Raw genomic sequence first — 17416 nt, forward strand, 5'->3', positions numbered from 1 at the left:
GAGGAAGAAGATGGCTCTGGACATCGAACGCATTAAAGAGGAACTTTCCCAGGCGACCGTTCTCGAGCTCAAGCAGCTGATCGACGTGCTGAAGGAGGAGTGGGGCGTGGAGGCCGCCGCTCCCGTGGCCGTGGCCGCGGTGCCCGGTGCGGCCGCCGGGGCTGAGGCCGCCGCTGAGGAGAAGACCGAGTTCGACGTGATCCTCAAGGAGGCGGGCGGCCAGAAGCTCCAGGTCATCAAGGAGGTGCGGGCCATCACCGGTCTGGGCCTCAAGGAGGCCAAGGACCTGGTGGAGAAGGGCGGCGCCATCAAGGAAGGCATCTCCAAGGAAGAAGCCGAAGAGATCAAGAAGAAGCTCGAGGCCGTCGGCGCCACCGTCGAACTGAAGTAAAGCGTCTCGGCAGGTGGTATCCTAGGGTGATGCCCCTGCCGTCCCACCGGGTGTGCAAGTTTAGGGGGTAGCACCGGTGCCCTGGCGAACCAGGGGGTTCGCCAGGGTACCCCCTGCCCCCACCCTCCCGTTTAACGCGCCAGAGGTGAGCGCATGAAGAAATTCAAGCGGTTCGGTCAGATCCAGGAAGTCATCCCCCTGCCGCCCCTTACCCAGATCCAAGTCGAATCCTTCCGCAAAGCCCTCCAGCTCGATGTACCCCCGCACCAGCGGGAGAACATCGGTATCCAGGCGGCCTTCCGTGAGGTCTTCCCGATCGAGGAAGGGGAGCGGGGGCGCGGCGGGCTGGTGCTGGACTTCCTGGAGTACCGTCTGGGCGATCCCCCCTTCTCGCCGGACGAGTGCCGGGAGAAGGACCTCACCTACCAGGCCCCACTGTACGCCCGACTGCAGCTGATCCACAAGGACTCCGGGCTGATCAAGGAGGACGAGGTCTTCCTCGGGGACCTGCCCCTCATGACCCCCGACGGCTCCTTCATCATCAACGGGGCGGACCGGGTGATCGTCAGCCAGATCCACCGTTCGCCCGGGGTGTACTTCACCATGGACCCCAACCGCCCCGGCCGGTACGTGGCCTCGATCATCCCGCTGCCCAAGCGCGGGCCCTGGATCGACCTCGAGTTCGACTCGAGCGGGGCCCTCTTGATGAAGGTCAACAAGAAGAAGTTCCCGGTCGTCCTACTCCTCCGGGTGTTGGGGCATGACGAGGTCAGCCTGAAGCGCGAGCTCGCGCGTTATGGGGACCTGATCAACGCGGTGCTCGACGAGGGCGTGTTCGAGATGAGCCCTCAGGAGGCCTTGTTGCGCCTGTTTACGGTACTGCGTCCGGGGGACCCGCCCAAGCGGGACAAGGCGGTGAGTTACCTGTACTCGTTGCTCGCTGACCCGCGGCGGTATGACCTGGGGGAGGCCGGACGGTACAAGGTCCAGCACAAGCTGGGCGTGGAGATGCCGGACCGCACCCTCCTGTCCTTCAAGGACGGGGAGTTTAAGGACGAGGCCCTGCTCGCGACCTTGAAGTACCTCCTGGGCCTGCAGGCGGGGCTCGAGGGGTACGAGCCGGATGATATCGACCACCTGGGGAACCGCCGCATCCGGACGGTGGGTGAGCTGCTGGCGGACCAGTTCCGCGTGGGGCTGGGGCGCATGGCCCGCGGGGTGCGCGAGCGCATGCTGATGGGTTCGCCGGAGGCCGCGACCCCCGCTAAGCTGATCAACAACCGCCCCCTCGCCGCTGCGATTCGGGAGTTCTTCGGGCGCAGCCAGCTCTCGCAGTTCAAGGACCAGACCAACCCCTTGAGCGAGCTGCGCCACAAGCGGCGCATCTCGGCCTTGGGCCCCGGGGGGCTGACGCGCGAGCGCGCGGGCTTCGACGTGCGTGACGTGCACCGCACGCACTACGGGCGCATCTGCCCGATCGAGACGCCGGAAGGCGCGAACATCGGGTTGATCTCCTCGCTCGCGGCGTACGGCACGATCAACGAGCTGGGCTTCATCATGACGCCCTACCGCCGGGTGGTGGACGGCCGGGTGACCGACGAGGTGCACTACATGACCGCGGACGAGGAGGACCGGTACACCATCGCCCAGGCCAACACCCCCCTCGACGACGAGGGACGCATCGCGACGGAGAAGGTGGTGGCCCGCCGGAAGGGCGAGCCGGTCATCGTGCCGGCGAGCGAGGTCGAGTTCATGGACGTCTCGCCGAAGCAGGTGTTCTCCGTGAACACCAACCTGATCCCCTTCCTCGAGCACGACGACGCGAACCGCGCGCTGATGGGGTCGAACATGCAGGCCCAGGCGGTGCCCCTGATCCGCGCGGACGCGCCGGTGGTTGGGACGGGGATCGAGGACCGGGTGGTGCGCGACTCGCTGACCTCGGTCTACGCCGACGTGGACGGCGTGGTGCGGTACGTGGACGGCGAGCGGATCGTGATCGAGCAAGAGAACGGGAACGTGCGCGAGTACGTGCTCTCGCGTTTCGTGCGCTCGAACCAGGGCACCACCTTGGACCAGCGGCCGCGCGTGAACGTGGGGCAACGGGTGAAGCGGGGGGACCTTCTGGCGGACGGGCCTTCCGCGGATCATGGGCGGCTCGCCCTAGGGCAGAACGTCCTGGTGGCGATCATGCCCTTCGATGGGTACAACTTCGAGGACGCGATCATCATCAGCGAGGACCTCTTGCGCCGCGACTACTACACCTCGATCCACATCGAACGCTACGAGATCGAGGCGCGGGACACCAAGCTCGGTCCGGAGAAGATCACCCGCGACATCCCCAACCTCTCCGAGGCGGCCCTGCGCGATCTGGATGAGGACGGGATCGTGCGTGTCGGCGCGGAGGTGAAGGCCGGGGATATCCTGGTGGGCCGCACCTCCTTCAAGGGCGAGACCGAGCCCAGCCCCGAGGAGCGCCTCTTGCGCTCGATCTTCGGGGAGAAGGCCCGCGACGTGAAGGACACCTCGCTGCGCGTGCCGCCCGGCGAGGGCGGGATTGTGGTGCGCACCGTGCGCCTCAAGCGGGGCGATCCGGGGGTGGAGCTCAAACCCGGCGTGCGTGAGGTGGTGCGGGTCTACGTCGCCCAAAAGCGCAAGCTGCAGGTGGGGGACAAGCTCGCGAACCGTCACGGGAACAAGGGCGTGGTCTCCAAGATCCTGCCGCCCGAGGACATGCCGCACCTGCCGGACGGCACCCCGGTGGATATCGTCTTCAACCCGCTGGGCGTGCCCAGCCGTATGAACCTCGGGCAGATCCTCGAGACGCACCTGGGCCTTGCGGCGCGCGAGCTGGGCTTTACCTTCGTGACCCCGATCTTCGACGGAGCGACGGAGGCGGAGATCAAGGCGTTGCTCGATGAGGCCTTTACGCTGCGCTGGGCGCAGCGCGAGCAGAGCAACCTCGGCATTGATGTGCGCGAGCGCGAGGTGCTCAAACGCGCGGCGAAGCAAGGGCTCGTGCCCGCGGATCTGCCGGAGGTCGAGCAGCTCAGGGAGCTCTTCAAGCAAGGCAAGGTCGTGCTGTACGACGGGCGCACCGGCGAGCCGATCGAGGGGCCGATCGTGGTGGGGCTGATGTACGTGATGAAGCTCTACCACATGGTGGAGGATAAGATGCACGCGCGCTCCACCGGCCCGTACTCCCTCATCACGCAGCAACCCCTGGGCGGTAAGGCCCAGTTCGGGGGGCAGCGCTTCGGTGAGATGGAGGTGTGGGCGCTCGAGGCCTACGGCGCGGCGCACACCCTGCAGGAGATGCTGACCCTGAAGTCGGACGATATCGAGGGACGGAACGCCGCGTACGAAGCGGTCGTGAAAGGCGGGGATGTGCCCGAGCCGAGCGTCCCCGAGTCCTTCCGGGTGTTGGTCAAGGAGCTGCAAGCGCTGGGGCTGGATGTAGAGACCTACGACGAGAACGATCGGCCGATCGATATCTTCGAGGGCCTGGCTTCCCGCAGGTGACGAGGGAGGGCTGATGAAAAAAGAAGTACGCAAGGTTCGCATTGCGCTGGCCTCGCCGGACAAGATCCGCAGCTGGTCGTACGGCGAGGTGGAGAAGCCCGAGACGATCAACTACCGCACGCTGAAGCCGGAGCGGGACGGCTTGTTTGACGAGCGCATCTTCGGTCCGGTCAAGGACTACGAGTGCGCTTGTGGGAAGTACAAGCGGCAGCGCTTTGAGGGCAAGGTGTGCGAACGCTGCGGGGTGGAGGTCACGAAGTCCATCGTGCGCCGCTACCGCATGGGGCACATCGAGCTCGCCACGCCGGCCGCGCACATCTGGTACGTCAAAGATGTCCCCTCCAAGATCGGCACGCTCCTTGACCTGACCGTCGCGGAGATCGAGCAGGTCCTGTACTTCGCCAAGTACATCGTCATCGACCCCAAGGGGGCCATGCTCGGCGGCGAGCCCCTAAAGCGCGGGCAGCTCCTGACCGACGAGGAGTACCGCGAGCTCAAGTTCGGCAAGCAGGAGACCTACGCGATCCCGGCGGGTACTGACGCCCTCGTTAAGGACGGGGATTACGTGACCAAGGGCCAGGAGCTCGCCCCCGGCATCGTGAGCAAGATGGATGGGGTCGCGCTCTACCGCTTCCCCCGCCGCATCAGCGTGGAGTACAAGGAGCGCGACCGCGCCCACCTGACCCTTCCCGCCGCGGCCTGGATCGAGCAGGAACGCTACCGCCCCGGCGAGCCTCTGGCGGAGCTGGACGCGCCGTTTGAGCTGCGGGCCGAGGAGGGCGGCGTCGCCGAGGTGCTGGAGTGGGAGGAAGGCGCGCTCGTACGCCTCCGCGACCCCGAGTCCGAGGAGGTCAGCGCGGTCTACCTGGTTCCCGTAGGCTTCGAGCTTCTGGTGGGGGCTGGTGAGCTCGTCGAGCCGGGGACGGTCCTCGCTCGAGGCGAAGGCCTGGTGCGCATGCCCCGCAACGTGGGCGTGAGCGAGGTCGAGGCGGAGGATGAGGACGGCCAGGTGCACCTCAGCCTGACCGTTGAATGGACCCGCACCGAGACCTACCGGCTCGAGCCGCACATGCACGTGCTGGTGGGCGAGGGCATGGAGGTCCTGAAGGGGGATAAGATCGTTGGGGCGATCGACCCCGAGGAGGAGGTGTACGCCGAGGCGGATGGGGTGGTGCACCTGTACGAGCCGGCCTCGATCGTGGTGATGAAGGCCCGGCTGTACCCCTTCGAGGACGACGTTCTGGTCACGACTGGGGACCGCGTCGCGCCTGGGGATGCCCTCGCGGACGACGGGAAGGTCACCAGCGAGATCTACGGCCGGGTCGAGGTGGACCTGGTTCGCATGGTGGTGCGGGTCATCGAGTCCTACGACATCGACGCCCGCATGGGGGCCGAGGCCATCCAAGCCCTCCTTAAGGAGCTGGACCTCGACGCCCTCGAGGCCGAGCTCGAGGCCGAGATGCAGAACCCTTCGCGGCACAAGCGGGCCCGGGCCCGTAAGCGCCTCGAGATCGTGCGGGCCTTTAAGGACTCCGGGAACCGGCCGGAGTGGATGATCCTGGAGGCGGTGCCGGTCTTGCCTCCGGATTTGCGCCCCATGGTGCAGGTGGACGGCGGGCGGTTCGCGACCAGCGACCTGAACGACCTGTACCGCCGCCTGATCAACCGTAACAACCGCTTGAAGAAGCTGATGGCCCAGGGCGCGCCGGAGATGATCATCCGCAACGAGAAGCGGATGCTGCAGGAAGCGGTGGACGCCCTGATCGACAACGGCCGCCGCGGCGCGCCGGTCACGAACCCCGGTTCGGACCGGCCCTTGCGCTCCCTCACGGACATCCTCTCCGGGAAGCAGGGGCGGTTCCGCCAGAACCTCTTGGGTAAGCGCGTGGACTACTCGGGCCGTAGCGTGATCGTGGTCGGGCCGCAGCTCAAGCTCCACCAGTGCGGCTTGCCCAAGCGGATGGCGCTCGAGCTCTTCAAGCCCTTCCTCTTGAAGCGGATGGAGGAGAAGGGCATCGCCTCGAACATCAAGAACGCCCGCCGTATGCTCGAGCGGCACCGTGACATCAAGGATGAGGTCTGGGACGCGCTGGAGGAGGTGATTCACGGGAAGGTCGTGCTCCTCAACCGCGCGCCGACCCTGCACCGCCTGGGGATCCAGGCCTTCCAGCCGGTCCTGGTCGAGGGGCAGTCCATCCAGCTGCACCCGCTGGTGTGCGAGGCCTTTAACGCGGACTTCGACGGCGACCAGATGGCGGTGCACGTGCCGCTCTCCTCCTACGCGCAGGCCGAGGCCCGCATCCAGATGCTCTCCGCGCACAACCTGCTCTCGCCCGCCTCGGGCGAGCCCATCGCCAAGCCCAGCCGGGATATCATCCTGGGCCTGTACTACATCACTCAGATCCGCCGGGAGAAGAAGGGCGCGGGCCGGGAGTTCGCCACGCCGCAGGAGGCAATCGAGGCGTACGAGAAAGGCGAGATCGCCCTGAACGCCCCGATCAAGATCGCGGGCAAGGAGACCACGGTCGGGCGCGTCAAGTACGTGTTCGCGAACCCCGACGAGGCGCTTCTCGCGGTGCAGCAGGGCCTGATCGACCTGCAGGACGTGGTCACCATCCGCGTCAACGGCCATCTGGTCGAGACCAGCCCGGGCCGGGCCTTGTTCGCCCGTATTGTGGAGGAAGCGATCACCGACGGGGACCCGGACGCCGAGGTGCCCGAGGAGCTGTTGAACTTCAACCTCGTGCAGGAAAAGAACTCGCTGCGCGACCTGGTGTACCGCTCCTTCATGCTGCTCGGCATGGAGAAGACCGCGAAGCTCCTCGATGCCCTCAAGTACTATGGCTTCTACTACTCCACCACCAGCGGGATCACCATCGGGATCGATGACGCGGTCATCCCGCCCGAGAAGCAGCAGTACCTCAAGGAGGCCGACCAGGCCCTCGAGCGCATCGAGTGGGCGTACGCGCGCGGCTTCCTCACCGAGGCCGAGCGCTACCAGCAGATCGTCCAGCTCTGGAGCGAGACCACGGAGAAGGTCACCGCGGCGGTCTTCCGGAACTTCGAGGAGAACTACCCCTTCAACCCGCTGTACGTGATGAGCCAGTCCGGGGCGCGCGGTAACCCGCAGCAGATCCGCCAGTTGTGCGGGATGCGCGGCCTCATGGCCAAGCCCTCGGGCGAGATCATGGAGGTACCGATCCGCGCGAACTTCCGCGAGGGCTTGACGGTGCTCGAGTACTTCATCTCCACGCACGGGGCGCGTAAGGGCGGAGCGGACACCGCGCTTAGGACCGCGGACTCGGGGTACCTCACCCGGAAGCTCGTGGACGTCGCGCACGAGATCGTGGTGCGCGAGGCGGACTGCGGCACCACGGATTACATCAGCGTGCCGCTCACCCACCTCGACGAGCTCTCCCGCACCCGCAAGGTGCGTAAGAAGGGGGATATCGAGCAGGGCCTCTACGGCCGCACCGTGGCCCGCGAGTTCGAGGTGGGCGGCCGGACCTTCCAGGAAGGGGAGCACCTCACCCTTGAGGACGTGGCCTTGATCGTGAAGGCCGCGGAGGCCGGGGAGATCGAGGAGGTCCCGGTGTACAGCCCCCTCACCTGCCGCACGCGCTACGGGGTCTGCCAGAAGTGCTACGGCTGGGACCTGTCCATGGCGCGTCCGGTTTCGATCGGGGAGGCGGTTGGGGTGGTCGCGGCCGAGTCGATCGGCGAGCCGGGCACCCAGCTCACCATGCGTACCTTCCACACCGGCGGGGTTGCGACCGGTTCGGACATCACCCTGGGTCTGCCGCGCGTCATCGAGTTGTTCGAGGCGCGCCGGCCCAAGCAGAAGGCGGTGATCGCCGAGATCGACGGCACCGTCCGCATCGAGGAGGGCGAGGACAAGCTCTCGATCTTCGTGGTGGACGGGGACTTCCAGAAGGAGTACAAGGTGGACAAGGCCGCCCGCCTGACTGTAAAGGACGGCGACTTCGTCACCGCAGGCGCTCCCCTCACGCGCGGCGCGGTGGACCCGCACCAGCTACTCGACGCCAAGGGCCCCGAGGCCGTGCAGCGCTACCTGGTGGACGAGATCCAGCGCGTGTACCGCGCCCAGGGCGTGAAGATCCATGACAAGCACATCGAGATCATCGTGCGGCAGATGCTGAAGTACGTGGAGATCACCGATCCGGGCGACTCGCGCTACCTCGAGGGGCAGGTCCTGGAGCGCTGGGACGTTGAGGCCACGAACGAGAAGCTGATGGCCGAAGGAAAGATGCCCGCCTCCTGGAAGCCGGTCCTGATGGGGGTGACCAAGTCCGCGCTCTCCACCAAGTCCTGGCTCTCCGCGGCGTCCTTCCAGCACACCACGCACGTGCTGACCGAGGCGGCCATCCAGGGCAAGGCCGACGAGCTGATCGGCCTGAAGGAAAACGTGATTCTCGGGAAGCTGATCCCCGCCGGGACCGGCTCGGACCACGTGCGCCGCACCCAGGTGGTGGACGAGCGTACGCTGCAGAGGATCGAGGAGGCCCGCAAGGAAGCCGAGGCAGCGGTGCCGGCCCCGGCGAAGCGTCGCGGGCGGCGCATCCAACCCGGCCAGGAGCTGTAACGATCTGACCCAAAGCCCCGGGGACGCCCCGGGGCTTTTCTTATGGGAGCCATGACCGAGACCCTGTACGCGCAGTTTCGCCAGGTAGGCGCGGATCTGTTCGCGCAACGGCTTATTTCCGCTAAGGCCGGCAACTTCTCGGTGCGTACCGAGACCGGCCTCATCATCACCAAAAGCGGCACGCTCAAGGGGCGACTCGAGCCGGAGGACTTGCTCGAGCTCGGGCTGGATCCGAATCCCGAGCGTGACCAAGGCGCTTCGATCGAGACCGTCATTCACCGGGAGATCTACCGGCAGACCGACGCCCGCGCGGTCGTGCACGCGCACCCCCGCACCGCGGTCGCGCTGTCGCTGCACCTGGAGGTGATCCGTCCGGTGGACCTCGAGGGCCGCTACTACATGCCCGAGGTGCCGGTACTCGCGCCCAAAACGGTCTCCGCTACCCCCGAAGCCGCCCGGGCCGTCGCCGAGGCGTTGCGCACCCATCCGGTGTGCGTGCTCAAGGGGCACGGGGCGTTCGCCAAGGGGCGGGACTTGGTGGAGGCCTACACCCTCATCACGGTTCTGGAGGAGTCCGCGGAGATCCTCCTGTACAGTAAGCTATGGTCAGGCCGTTCGTAACGCACGCGCGTCGTTGTTGGGGGTGCCCGAGACCATGAAGGTACTCTTCGTTGAAGGGCGCGACTTCGAGGCCCTGGCACGCCTGGCGCGTCGGTACCCGTACCCTTACCGCCTCCTCGCCCAACCAGAGGAGGAACGGTACCTCCTCGAGGTTTGGGGCGTGGGGCCGGACCTGGTGGAGGAGGCCACGCGCGTGGAGGGAGTGCGGGCCTGGACCTTCGAGCTCCTCGAGGAGGCCTGGTGCGGGGATGAGGAAGGACGGTAGCGCGATGCGAGAAGAGATTCGTTTGGTGCCGTTAGGGGAGGTCGAGGTTTACCTCGAGGACGTCGGCGCGCTGGACGCGCCCGCCCTCGCGATCGTGCACGGCGGTCCGGGAGGGTCGTCCTACGTCTTCCGGGAGATGCTCGGTGAGGAACTCGCGGACTACCGGGTGCTCTACATCGACCAGCGCGGCTCTGGGCGCAGCCCCGCCCTGCCCCCGGACCCGCGGCTGTTCACCGTGGACGCCCTTGTCGAGGACCTCGACGCCCTGCGCGATGCCCTGGGCCTGGAGCGTTGGGCCCTCCTCGCCCACGGGTTCGGGGCGGTGCCGGCCCTCGAGTACGCCCGCCGCTTTCCCGCCTTCGTGCGTGGCGTGGTGCTCGTGGGGCCTTGGGTGCACTACCCGTGGCTGGCGAAGCGGCTTTGGCGCGCGAGCCGCGCCTTGCAAGACCAGCCCGTCGAGGGGGCACCGGAGGACCCCCAGGCCGCGCTCGAGGAGGCGTTCGCCGAGCTCGAGCCCAAGGCGGTGTTCGACGCGCTGATGTTCCCGAGCGATCACGGTCGTGCGCAGTACGAGTGGGTCGTGGAGGGGAGTGGCCTCATGCCTGGGGCGCACGTGGGGGAGATGTTCGTCGTGAACGGGTTGTGGGCTCTGGACTACACCCCGTACCTGATGGATCTTTCCCTCGCGCCGCATGTGATCGTGGGGGAGAAGGACGGCACCAGTTACCCCGAGCAGGCCGAGGCGGTGGTGGACCTCGCGGGGGGGACGCTCGAGGTCATTCCGGGGGCAGGACACTATCCCTGGATCGATGCGCCCGAGGTGTTCGTGCGGGCGCTCTACGCGGCGTTGGACGCGGTGCTCGAGGAAGAGTGATGCGGTACGCTTGTCCCTATGCATCTGCGTTAGGATGGGAGGCGGTATGACCATAGGTGTCACCGCTGCTTTTCTCGCTGGCCTCTTCTCCTTTCTTTCGCCGTGCGTGCTGCCGCTTGTGCCGACCTACCTGATGTACCTGGGGGGGGAGCGGGGGCGCCCTATCGTGAACGCGATCTTCTTCATCCTAGGATTTAGCCTGGTTTTCGTAGCGTTGGGATTGCCCTTTACCCTGATCGGGGCTGTGCTCAAGACCTACAAGCCGCTTCTGGCTCAGATTGGTGGGGGGCTGGTGATTCTCTTTGGGCTGTATCTTTTGGGGTTGCGTCTTCCGTTTATGGGGCGTGAGATGCGCCTGCGTTACGAAGGGAACGCGGCCCGGCCCGGTGGGGCCTTTTTGCTGGGTGCGGCGTTCGGCGCGGGATGGACGCCCTGCATCGGTCCGATCCTCGGGGCGATCCTTACCCTGACGGTGGTGGAGGCCAGCATGGGGGGAGCGTGGTTACTTGTAGCGTACGCTTTGGGGCTGGCCGTTCCTTTCATGCTTGTTGCCTTGTTCGCAGACCGCGCGACACGCTGGGTGCGCCGGAGCGCTCGGTACACGCGCTGGGTGGAACGTGCGGCTGGTGTACTGATGGTGTTCGTAGGGGTGCTGCTTGTAAGCGGGATCTTTACCCGCCTGAACAACTACTTCATCCGCTTGACGCCGGAGTGGTTGTGGGAGCGGCTGTGACCTGCTGGGGGAGGAGCCTGAGCCTTGAGTGCAGGTACGGGCATCGCAGAGCTTGTGGGGGTGTGGAAGCGTTACGGTCGGGAATGGATCTTGAAGGACCTCAACCTGCGTGTGGCCCCCGGTGAGGTGGTGGCCCTCCTCGGACCGAACGGATCGGGAAAGACCACCCTCCTGCGCATCCTCGCCACCCTCATCCGGCCTCAGCGGGGCGAAGTGCGGCTTTTCGGTCGGCCCGCTCGGGCCCTCGAGGCCGAGCGCGGCGCCCTAGCGTTAATGGCGAACCCCCCCGCTTTTTACCGGCACCTCTCGGGAGAGGAGAACCTCGCTCAAGCCTTGGCCCTCTCCGGTCGGGGAGTGCGCCGGGATGACGTGATGCGCGCCCTCGAGGCGGCCCACCTCCCGCCGGGCAGACCGGTGGCGGCGTACTCGAGCGGCATGAAGAAACGCTTGGCGCTCGCGCGCGTGTGGTTGCTCGAGCCGCGCTTGCTGCTATTGGATGAGCCGGAGACAGCGCTGGATCAGGCGGGCCGGGGGCTGCTCGCGCAGACGATCCAGCGGGTGGCGCAAAAAGGGGCCGTGGTCCTCGCCACGCACGACCAAGCGTTCGCGGAGGCAGTCGCGCACCGCGCGGTGGAGCTGGAGGGACGGGCATGAGGCGGGTTTGGGCGCTTGCGGCGCGGGATTTGAAGCTCGAGCTGCGGGGGCGGGCGGGGCTGCTCGCGGCGTTCTTTTTTATTGGGGTGGTCGTGTTCATCCTGGGGTTCGCGTTGGGGCCGAACCAGGCGGAACTGCGCCGTGCGGGGCCGGGAGTCTGGTGGGTCGCGCTGGCGTTTGCGGGTAGCTTGCTCGCTTCGCGCGCGTGGGCCTTGGAGGTGGAGAACGACACCCTGGATGACCTGCTCCTCACGCCTGGAAGCCGGGAGTGGATCTACTGGGGGAAGTTCTTGTTTTTGTGGGCGCTGATGATGGGGGTGGGGGGGGTTACCCTCCTGCTCGTGGCGGGGATGTTCTTCTTACCGCTGACGCGCGCCCCAGAGCTGTTGCTCACGCTGCTGTTGGGGGGGACGGGGTACGCCGCGATCGCGGTGTTTTACGCGGGGCTTGTGGTGCGCCTGCGCGCGCGGGACGTGCTGCTGCCCCTACTGGTTTTTCCCCTGGTGGTTCCGGTGGTGCTGGGCGCGGTAAAGGCGACGCTGGGGGTGGTGAATGGGGCGGAGATGGCCGAGGTGGCGTTCTGGTGGCGGCTGTTGGGGGTGTTTGATGTCGTGTACTTGACGGCCTGCTCCCTGCTCTTCCCCTGGGTGATCGAGGGGTGATCTGTGAGGACGATCCTCCCTTGACCGCGTTTCCCTAGCCTGGGTAAGGCTAGGGAAAAGGTGAGGGGCTTTACAGGGACTTTATGAGGATGAAGGAGAATGATCATGATGAACCGCGTAGCAAGCGATCGGGGGCTGGACCGCCTCACCCTGGGCCTTCTTGTGGCGGGGTTCGGGGTGCTCGCGGTAGGGCTATACTACGCGCTAGCCGCCCCGCCGGACGTGACCCAAGGATACCTGGTGCGGATCATGTACCTGCACGTGGGCGCGGCTTGGACTGCGTACCTGGCCTTCTTCGTGGCCATGGGGTACGCGGTGGCCTACCTCTGGAAGCAGGAGGACCGGTACGACCGGCTCTCCGCGGCGAGCGCCGAACTCGGCGTGATCTTCACCGCGCTTACCCTCCTGAGCGGCATGCTTTGGGGCCGGCCGACCTGGGGGGTGTACTGGACGTGGGAGCCGCGCCTGACCACGACCGCGATCTTGTTCGTCTTCTACATCGGGTACTTCCTGCTGCGCCAGGCGATCGAGGATCCGGAGTTTCGCGCCAAGGCCGCCGCGGCTGCCGCGATCCTTGGCGTGATCAACGTGCCGATCAGCTACATGTCCGTCCGGTGGTGGCGCAGTCTGCACCAGACGCAGTCCATCGACCTGACAACCGGCCGCGTCTCCATGGACGAGGCGATGCTCGTGGCCTTGCTTGTGAACTTCGCGGCCTTTAACCTGCTGTACCTGGCCTTTCTACGTTTTAAGGGCGTGGTGAGCGCGCTCGAGGCCCAAAGGGAGGAACTCGATGGATAGCAGCGCGATCTTTGTGTGGGCGGTGTATGCGGTGATGTACGCGGTCCTCCTGGGGTATCCCCTTTACCTGTACGTCCGGTACCGGAGGGCGCGATGAGGGCAAAGTACCTGCTGGGGCTCGCGGTCATCCTAGGTGCGATCGGGTACCTGATCTGGGGGGGATTGGGTGAGAACCTGGTCTATTTTATCACCCCTTCCGAGTACACCCAAGCCCCGGAGAAGTACCGGAACAAGCCGATCCGCCTGGGGGGGGTGGTGAAGGCCGGCTCGATCCAGTACGATCCTCAGACCCTTGAGCTGCGCTTTGTTGTGACCGATGGGGTCAGCGAGATCCCGATCGAGCACTACGGCACGCCCCCCGCCCTGTTTAAGGAGAATCAAGGCGTGGTGGTCGAGGGGCGTTTTGAGAACGGGCGGTTCGTGGGGGATAACCTCCTGGTGAAGCACTCCGAGAACTACCAGGCACCCCCAGAGGGGTACACACCCGAGGAGGTGCGCCGCCTGATCGAAGAGGCGGAGTAACCGATCTTGAGCCCGTGCGAGGGGCGATGGGGTGGGCTTGATGAGCCGGAAGCTGACGCGGCGCGACCTGATCTGGATCCTGCCTTCCGGAGTCGCGGCGGGGTTTTTCGGGTGGTTTGGTTGGCGCACAGTCCGGATCCTCTTCCTCAAGGAGCGCGTGCCCGAACCCACCTGGCGGGACGGGGAGCGGGTCGAGGTGGCGAGGCTCGAGGAGCTCGAGGCTCCTTGGGCCTTCAAGTACTTCACCTACCCCACGCGCTTCGGGGAGCTCAAGAGCGTGCTCGTGCGCCTGCCTGGGCCGGTTGTGGGCGGGCTTTCCGTGGGGGAGGCGCATTTCGTGGGCCTCTCCCGCATCTGTACGCACCTGGGGTGCACGGTAAACTACGTGCCGGACCTGGAGGCTGGCGCGATCGCGTACAACTACCGTGCATCCAACCCCTTCCTGGGGTGTCCCTGCCATTTCGGGGCCTTCGACCCGGCCCAGGGAGGAAAGGCCGTGTTCGGGCCGCCCACCCTTCCCCTACCCCGCCTGCGCCTCGAGGCCGCGGAGGGCGTGATCTACGCCACGGGGCACGAGGAACCGTTGTACCCCATAGAGCGCGGTTAAAGCATGCCGCAGCAGCGGTCTGGGCAGTCCGGGGGGAAGCGCCGGCCCGCCGCGAGGGCCGCGCCGTGCCGGAGGTCGAGCGCGGCGCGCGCGGGCAGCGGCGTTCTGAGGTACACCACGCCCATGGGGCGCGGCCCTACGGGGATGAGCTCCTCCACCTCGAAGGCCGGGACGCGCACCACCGCGACCGCGTCCCGCCCGGGCAGGGGCACGAAGAACCGGTCCCCGGCGGGCGTGAACGTCCCGGTGAGCGGCCGGCTCCGCTCAGGGAAACGCACCCGCGCCGCGACCGCGAGCGTCGCCGTGTCCACGACGCTTAGCTCGTCCGAGTTCCGGCAGATCACGAGGCCGAACCGGCCGTCCGGCGTGAACTCGCTCGTGAGGGGGCCGTCCCCCAGCCCGTCTGTCTGGAGGAGGCGCGCGACCTCCACGGGGCGCTCGGGGTCCCGCACGTCCAGGATCGCCTCGCTGTTCTCCGTGGCGTTCTCCACGAACAATAAATCCCCCCGCGGCGAGACGGTCGCCATGAACGGCTCCACCCGCTCCGTCCCCCCCAGGGGACGAAGGGGGAGGCGCGCCACCCGCTCGAAGGGCTCGAGGCGCAGGACGGAGATCGTTTCGCGCCCCCGGTCGGGAGCGAAGGCGTGGTTTCCGTCCGGCGTGACGGTGATGTCGCAGGGTTGCGCGCCCGCGTCGGTGGTGAACGCCGCGACGACCCGACCGAAATCGGGAGCCTCGGGGTCCGCGAGGATCTTGAGGAACCGGTCCACGAACCGCGCGGCCACGATCACGAACCGCCCGTCCGGGGTGAGCTCGGTGTAGTTCTGGCTGGAGCCCGTGGGGACCTCGAGGGCCTGCGCGCCGCTCGAGAGCCAGTAGGCCCGCACCGCGCGGCTCGGCTCGGCGGGCAGGCCCGACCAGATCAAGTCGCGGGCGAAGTGCCAGCGCGTGGCAGGGAAGGCGAAGGGCTCGAGCGGGATGGTCTTCAATACCCGCAGCGTGTGGGGATCGATCAGGCTAGCTGAGCCTCCGCCGCCCGCGTTGGAGACGACGATCAGGTCACGCGCGGCTTCCGCGGCAAGGGCGGGCAGGTACCGGCTGAGCGCGCTGAGCGCGGCGAGCGTGAGGAACGCCCTGCGGTTCAGGGGGGTGAGGGGGTGCATCCGCAGCCTCCTTGAAGCGATGGAGTACCCCTCACCCTAGGCCACGCTCGTGGCCCGCGTCAAGCCGCTACGCGCGGAGCTGCACCCGAACGAACCGGTCCTTGCCGCGTTGCAGCACGAGGGGGCGCTCCAGCGTGAGCTGCTGGTTCGGGTCGGTCACCACCGCGCCGTCCACCCGGAGGCCGCGGTTTTGGATGAGGCGGCGGGCCTCCCCGTTCGAGCGCGTGAGCCCCGCGAGGGTAAAGAGACGGCACACCCAGATCGCGCCGTCCTTTAGTTCCTCAGGCGCGACCTCTACCAAGGGGATGTCCTCGGGGATCCCGCCCTTGGCCACGGCGTCGTACCGCGCCTCCGCGTGCGCTAGCCGCTCGCTCACCTCCGGGTACTGGGAGGCCTTGGGGGCCGGGTCCCGACCGGCGGCCTCGAGGTCGTACCCGAGCGCTTCGTAGAAGGCCCGGTCCATTCGGGCGGGGATCCGCTCGAGGACGTACGCGCCGGTGACGAGCCGCGCGAGCACCCGGTGCGCACCCACCATGCCGCCCGTCTCGAGGAGCTGCTGGACCTCGGCCGCCTCGAGGTCCGTGAGGAGCGTGAAGTACTCGTGCAGCACGTGGTCCGGGACCCGCATGAGTTTTTTGAACATGGAGGTGGGGTCCTCGTTCACGCCGATGTAGTTGTCCAGGCTTTTGGACATTTTTTCCTTGCCGTCCAGGCCTGGCAGGATCGGCATCAGGAAGGCTACTTGCTCCTCCTGCCCGTAGGCGCGCTGGATCTCGCGCCCCACGAGGAGGTTGAATTTTTGGTCGGTGCCGCCCATCTCCACGTCCGCTTGGATCGCGACGGAGTCGTAGGCTTGAGCCAGGGGGTACAGGAACTCGTGCAGGGAGATCGGGGTGCCGGCGGTGTAGCGGGCCTTGAAGTCCTCCCGCTCGAGCATCTGCGCTACGGTGATTTGGGAGGCGAGTTTGATGACCTCCTGGAACCGGAGTTGTCCGAGCCACTCGGAGTTGTACCGGAGTTCGAACACGTCCGGTTCTTGGCGCAGGATCTTCCCGACCTGCGCCACGTAGGTTTGGGCGTTCGTGCGGGTTTCCTCCAGGGTGAGGGGCGGGCGGGTCTTGTTCCGGCCTGAGGGGTCTCCGATCATGCCGGTGAAGTCCCCGATGATCAGGACGATCTTGTGCCCCAGTTCCTGGAACTGCCGCATTTTTCGAAGGACGACCGCGTGCCCTAGGTGTAGGTCGGGCCGGGTGGGGTCGGCGCCCAGTTTGATGATGAGCTTGCGTCCCGAGGCGAGTTTTTCCCGTAGTTCTTCCTCGGGGGTGATCTCGGCGGCTCCGCGTTTGAGTTCGGTAAGCGCCCGGTCGACCGTCATAGCCTCAAGTATACTGAAACCCATGCGGATCCTGCTCTTCCTAGCGGTGCTGCTGGGCGGGGTGTACTGGTACGCGGAGAACTACGGCCTAGCCCTGGGGTACCCGCCGTTCACCCCGGTGTGGTACTGGAACTACACCGGGGAGAGCGTGTACCGTGTGCGCGTGAGCGGCGTGACGGACGCGGTGAAGGTCAAGCTGCGCGGGGAGCTGCAGGAGGGACGCTTGGAGGTTCGGGTGAACCGGGAGGGGGAGCGGCGGGTGGTGGCTTCCCTCACCTTGCGCGGCCGGTTCGACCGAGTGCTCACCCAGCGAGTGAACGCGGGAATGTACGAGGTCCACCTGCGCGTGACGAACGCGCGAGGCTACGCGTTTTTGGATTGGGTTTCGACGAAGTTCAACCCCTAAGTGAGGGCGGGGGAGGCGCGGCAGTGGTGTGGACAAAAATGAGGAATCGTGTAATATTTTGAGGGTAGGCGCGGGTTTCACCCCGCACGGACCTTGAAAACGCGGGTTTTAGCGTCAGGGACAGGGCTAACGCAATGTTAACTCCCTGCTAATTCCGAGCTATCCACAGGGGATTGCTTGTGGATAACTGGGGGGGTGTCCAAAACGCCCTCAAAAACCC

Annotated in this window: 15 protein-coding genes; 13 read left to right on the top strand and 2 right to left on the bottom strand. The window is 66.6% G+C overall.

The genetic code is table 11. The features are described from left to right. Positions 1 to 10 precede the first annotated feature (10 nt). The 12 genes from rplL to MARKY_RS02350 all read left to right on the top strand — a co-directional run bounded on the left by rplL (position 11) and on the right by MARKY_RS02350 (position 14252). Entirely contained in the window at positions 11 to 391 is a 381-nt protein-coding gene (rplL, locus tag MARKY_RS02295; RefSeq protein WP_013703250.1) for a 50S ribosomal protein L7/L12, read from the top strand. A gap of 153 nt (positions 392 to 544) precedes the next feature. Then, entirely contained in the window at positions 545 to 3910 is a 3366-nt protein-coding gene (gene rpoB, locus MARKY_RS02300; RefSeq protein ID WP_013703251.1) for a DNA-directed RNA polymerase subunit beta, read from the top strand. A gap of 13 nt (positions 3911 to 3923) precedes the next feature. Then, positions 3924 to 8513 carry a DNA-directed RNA polymerase subunit beta' gene (locus MARKY_RS02305; protein WP_013703252.1) on the top strand — a complete coding sequence of 1530 codons (4590 nt, stop codon included), beginning with the start codon at positions 3924 to 3926 and terminating at the stop codon, positions 8511 to 8513. Positions 8514 to 8564: 51 nt separating this feature from the next. Further along, the gene (locus MARKY_RS02310) at positions 8565 to 9134 is read left to right on the top strand and encodes a class II aldolase/adducin family protein (protein ID WP_041657773.1); all 570 of its coding nucleotides are present in this window, start codon (positions 8565 to 8567) and stop codon (positions 9132 to 9134) included. A gap of 34 nt (positions 9135 to 9168) precedes the next feature. After that, the gene (locus MARKY_RS02315) at positions 9169 to 9399 is read left to right on the top strand and encodes a hypothetical protein (protein ID WP_041658220.1); all 231 of its coding nucleotides are present in this window, start codon (positions 9169 to 9171) and stop codon (positions 9397 to 9399) included. A 4-nt stretch (positions 9400 to 9403) separates the two neighbouring features. Beyond that, a complete protein-coding gene (locus MARKY_RS02320) occupies positions 9404 to 10273 on the top strand; it encodes an alpha/beta fold hydrolase (protein WP_041657774.1) in 870 nt (289 codons plus the stop codon). A 46-nt stretch (positions 10274 to 10319) separates the two neighbouring features. Then, complete coding sequence (locus MARKY_RS02325) at positions 10320 to 11006, top strand: cytochrome c biogenesis CcdA family protein (protein ID WP_013703256.1); 687 nt, start codon at positions 10320 to 10322, stop codon at positions 11004 to 11006. A 24-nt stretch (positions 11007 to 11030) separates the two neighbouring features. After that, complete coding sequence (locus MARKY_RS02330) at positions 11031 to 11660, top strand: ABC transporter ATP-binding protein (protein ID WP_013703257.1); 630 nt, start codon at positions 11031 to 11033, stop codon at positions 11658 to 11660. Next, complete coding sequence (locus MARKY_RS02335) at positions 11657 to 12322, top strand: heme exporter protein CcmB (RefSeq protein WP_013703258.1); 666 nt, start codon at positions 11657 to 11659, stop codon at positions 12320 to 12322. The genes MARKY_RS02330 and MARKY_RS02335 overlap by 4 nt, the downstream gene beginning before the upstream one ends. A 108-nt stretch (positions 12323 to 12430) precedes the next feature. Continuing rightward, positions 12431 to 13123, top strand: coding sequence for a cytochrome c biogenesis protein CcsA (ccsA, locus tag MARKY_RS02340; RefSeq protein WP_041658222.1), 693 nt, complete (start codon positions 12431 to 12433; stop codon positions 13121 to 13123). A gap of 93 nt (positions 13124 to 13216) precedes the next feature. Beyond that, positions 13217 to 13645: a cytochrome c maturation protein CcmE gene (ccmE, locus tag MARKY_RS02345; protein WP_013703261.1), complete on the top strand. Its 429-nt coding sequence runs from the start codon at positions 13217 to 13219 to the stop codon at positions 13643 to 13645. A 40-nt stretch (positions 13646 to 13685) separates the two neighbouring features. Further along, entirely contained in the window at positions 13686 to 14252 is a 567-nt protein-coding gene (locus tag MARKY_RS02350) for a Rieske 2Fe-2S domain-containing protein (protein ID WP_013703262.1), read from the top strand. Here the strand turns inward: MARKY_RS02350 and MARKY_RS02355 are convergent. After that, positions 14249 to 15415 (bottom strand): YncE family protein, encoded by a 1167-nt coding sequence (locus MARKY_RS02355; protein ID WP_013703263.1) that lies wholly within the window; start codon positions 15413 to 15415, stop codon positions 14249 to 14251. The two genes, MARKY_RS02350 and MARKY_RS02355, sit on opposite strands and share 4 nt — an antisense overlap. 67 nt (positions 15416 to 15482) lie before the next feature. Continuing rightward, a complete protein-coding gene (gene tyrS / locus MARKY_RS02360; protein ID WP_013703264.1) occupies positions 15483 to 16790 on the bottom strand; it encodes a tyrosine--tRNA ligase in 1308 nt (435 codons plus the stop codon). A gap of 22 nt (positions 16791 to 16812) precedes the next feature. Between tyrS and MARKY_RS02365 the strand changes: the two genes are divergently transcribed. Beyond that, positions 16813 to 17196 (top strand): hypothetical protein, encoded by a 384-nt coding sequence (locus MARKY_RS02365; RefSeq protein WP_013703265.1) that lies wholly within the window; start codon positions 16813 to 16815, stop codon positions 17194 to 17196. Positions 17197 to 17416: the final 220 nt, after the last annotated feature.

It is taken from the genome of Marinithermus hydrothermalis DSM 14884 (assembly GCF_000195335.1).
GTDB lineage: Bacteria > Deinococcota > Deinococci > Deinococcales > Marinithermaceae > Marinithermus > Marinithermus hydrothermalis.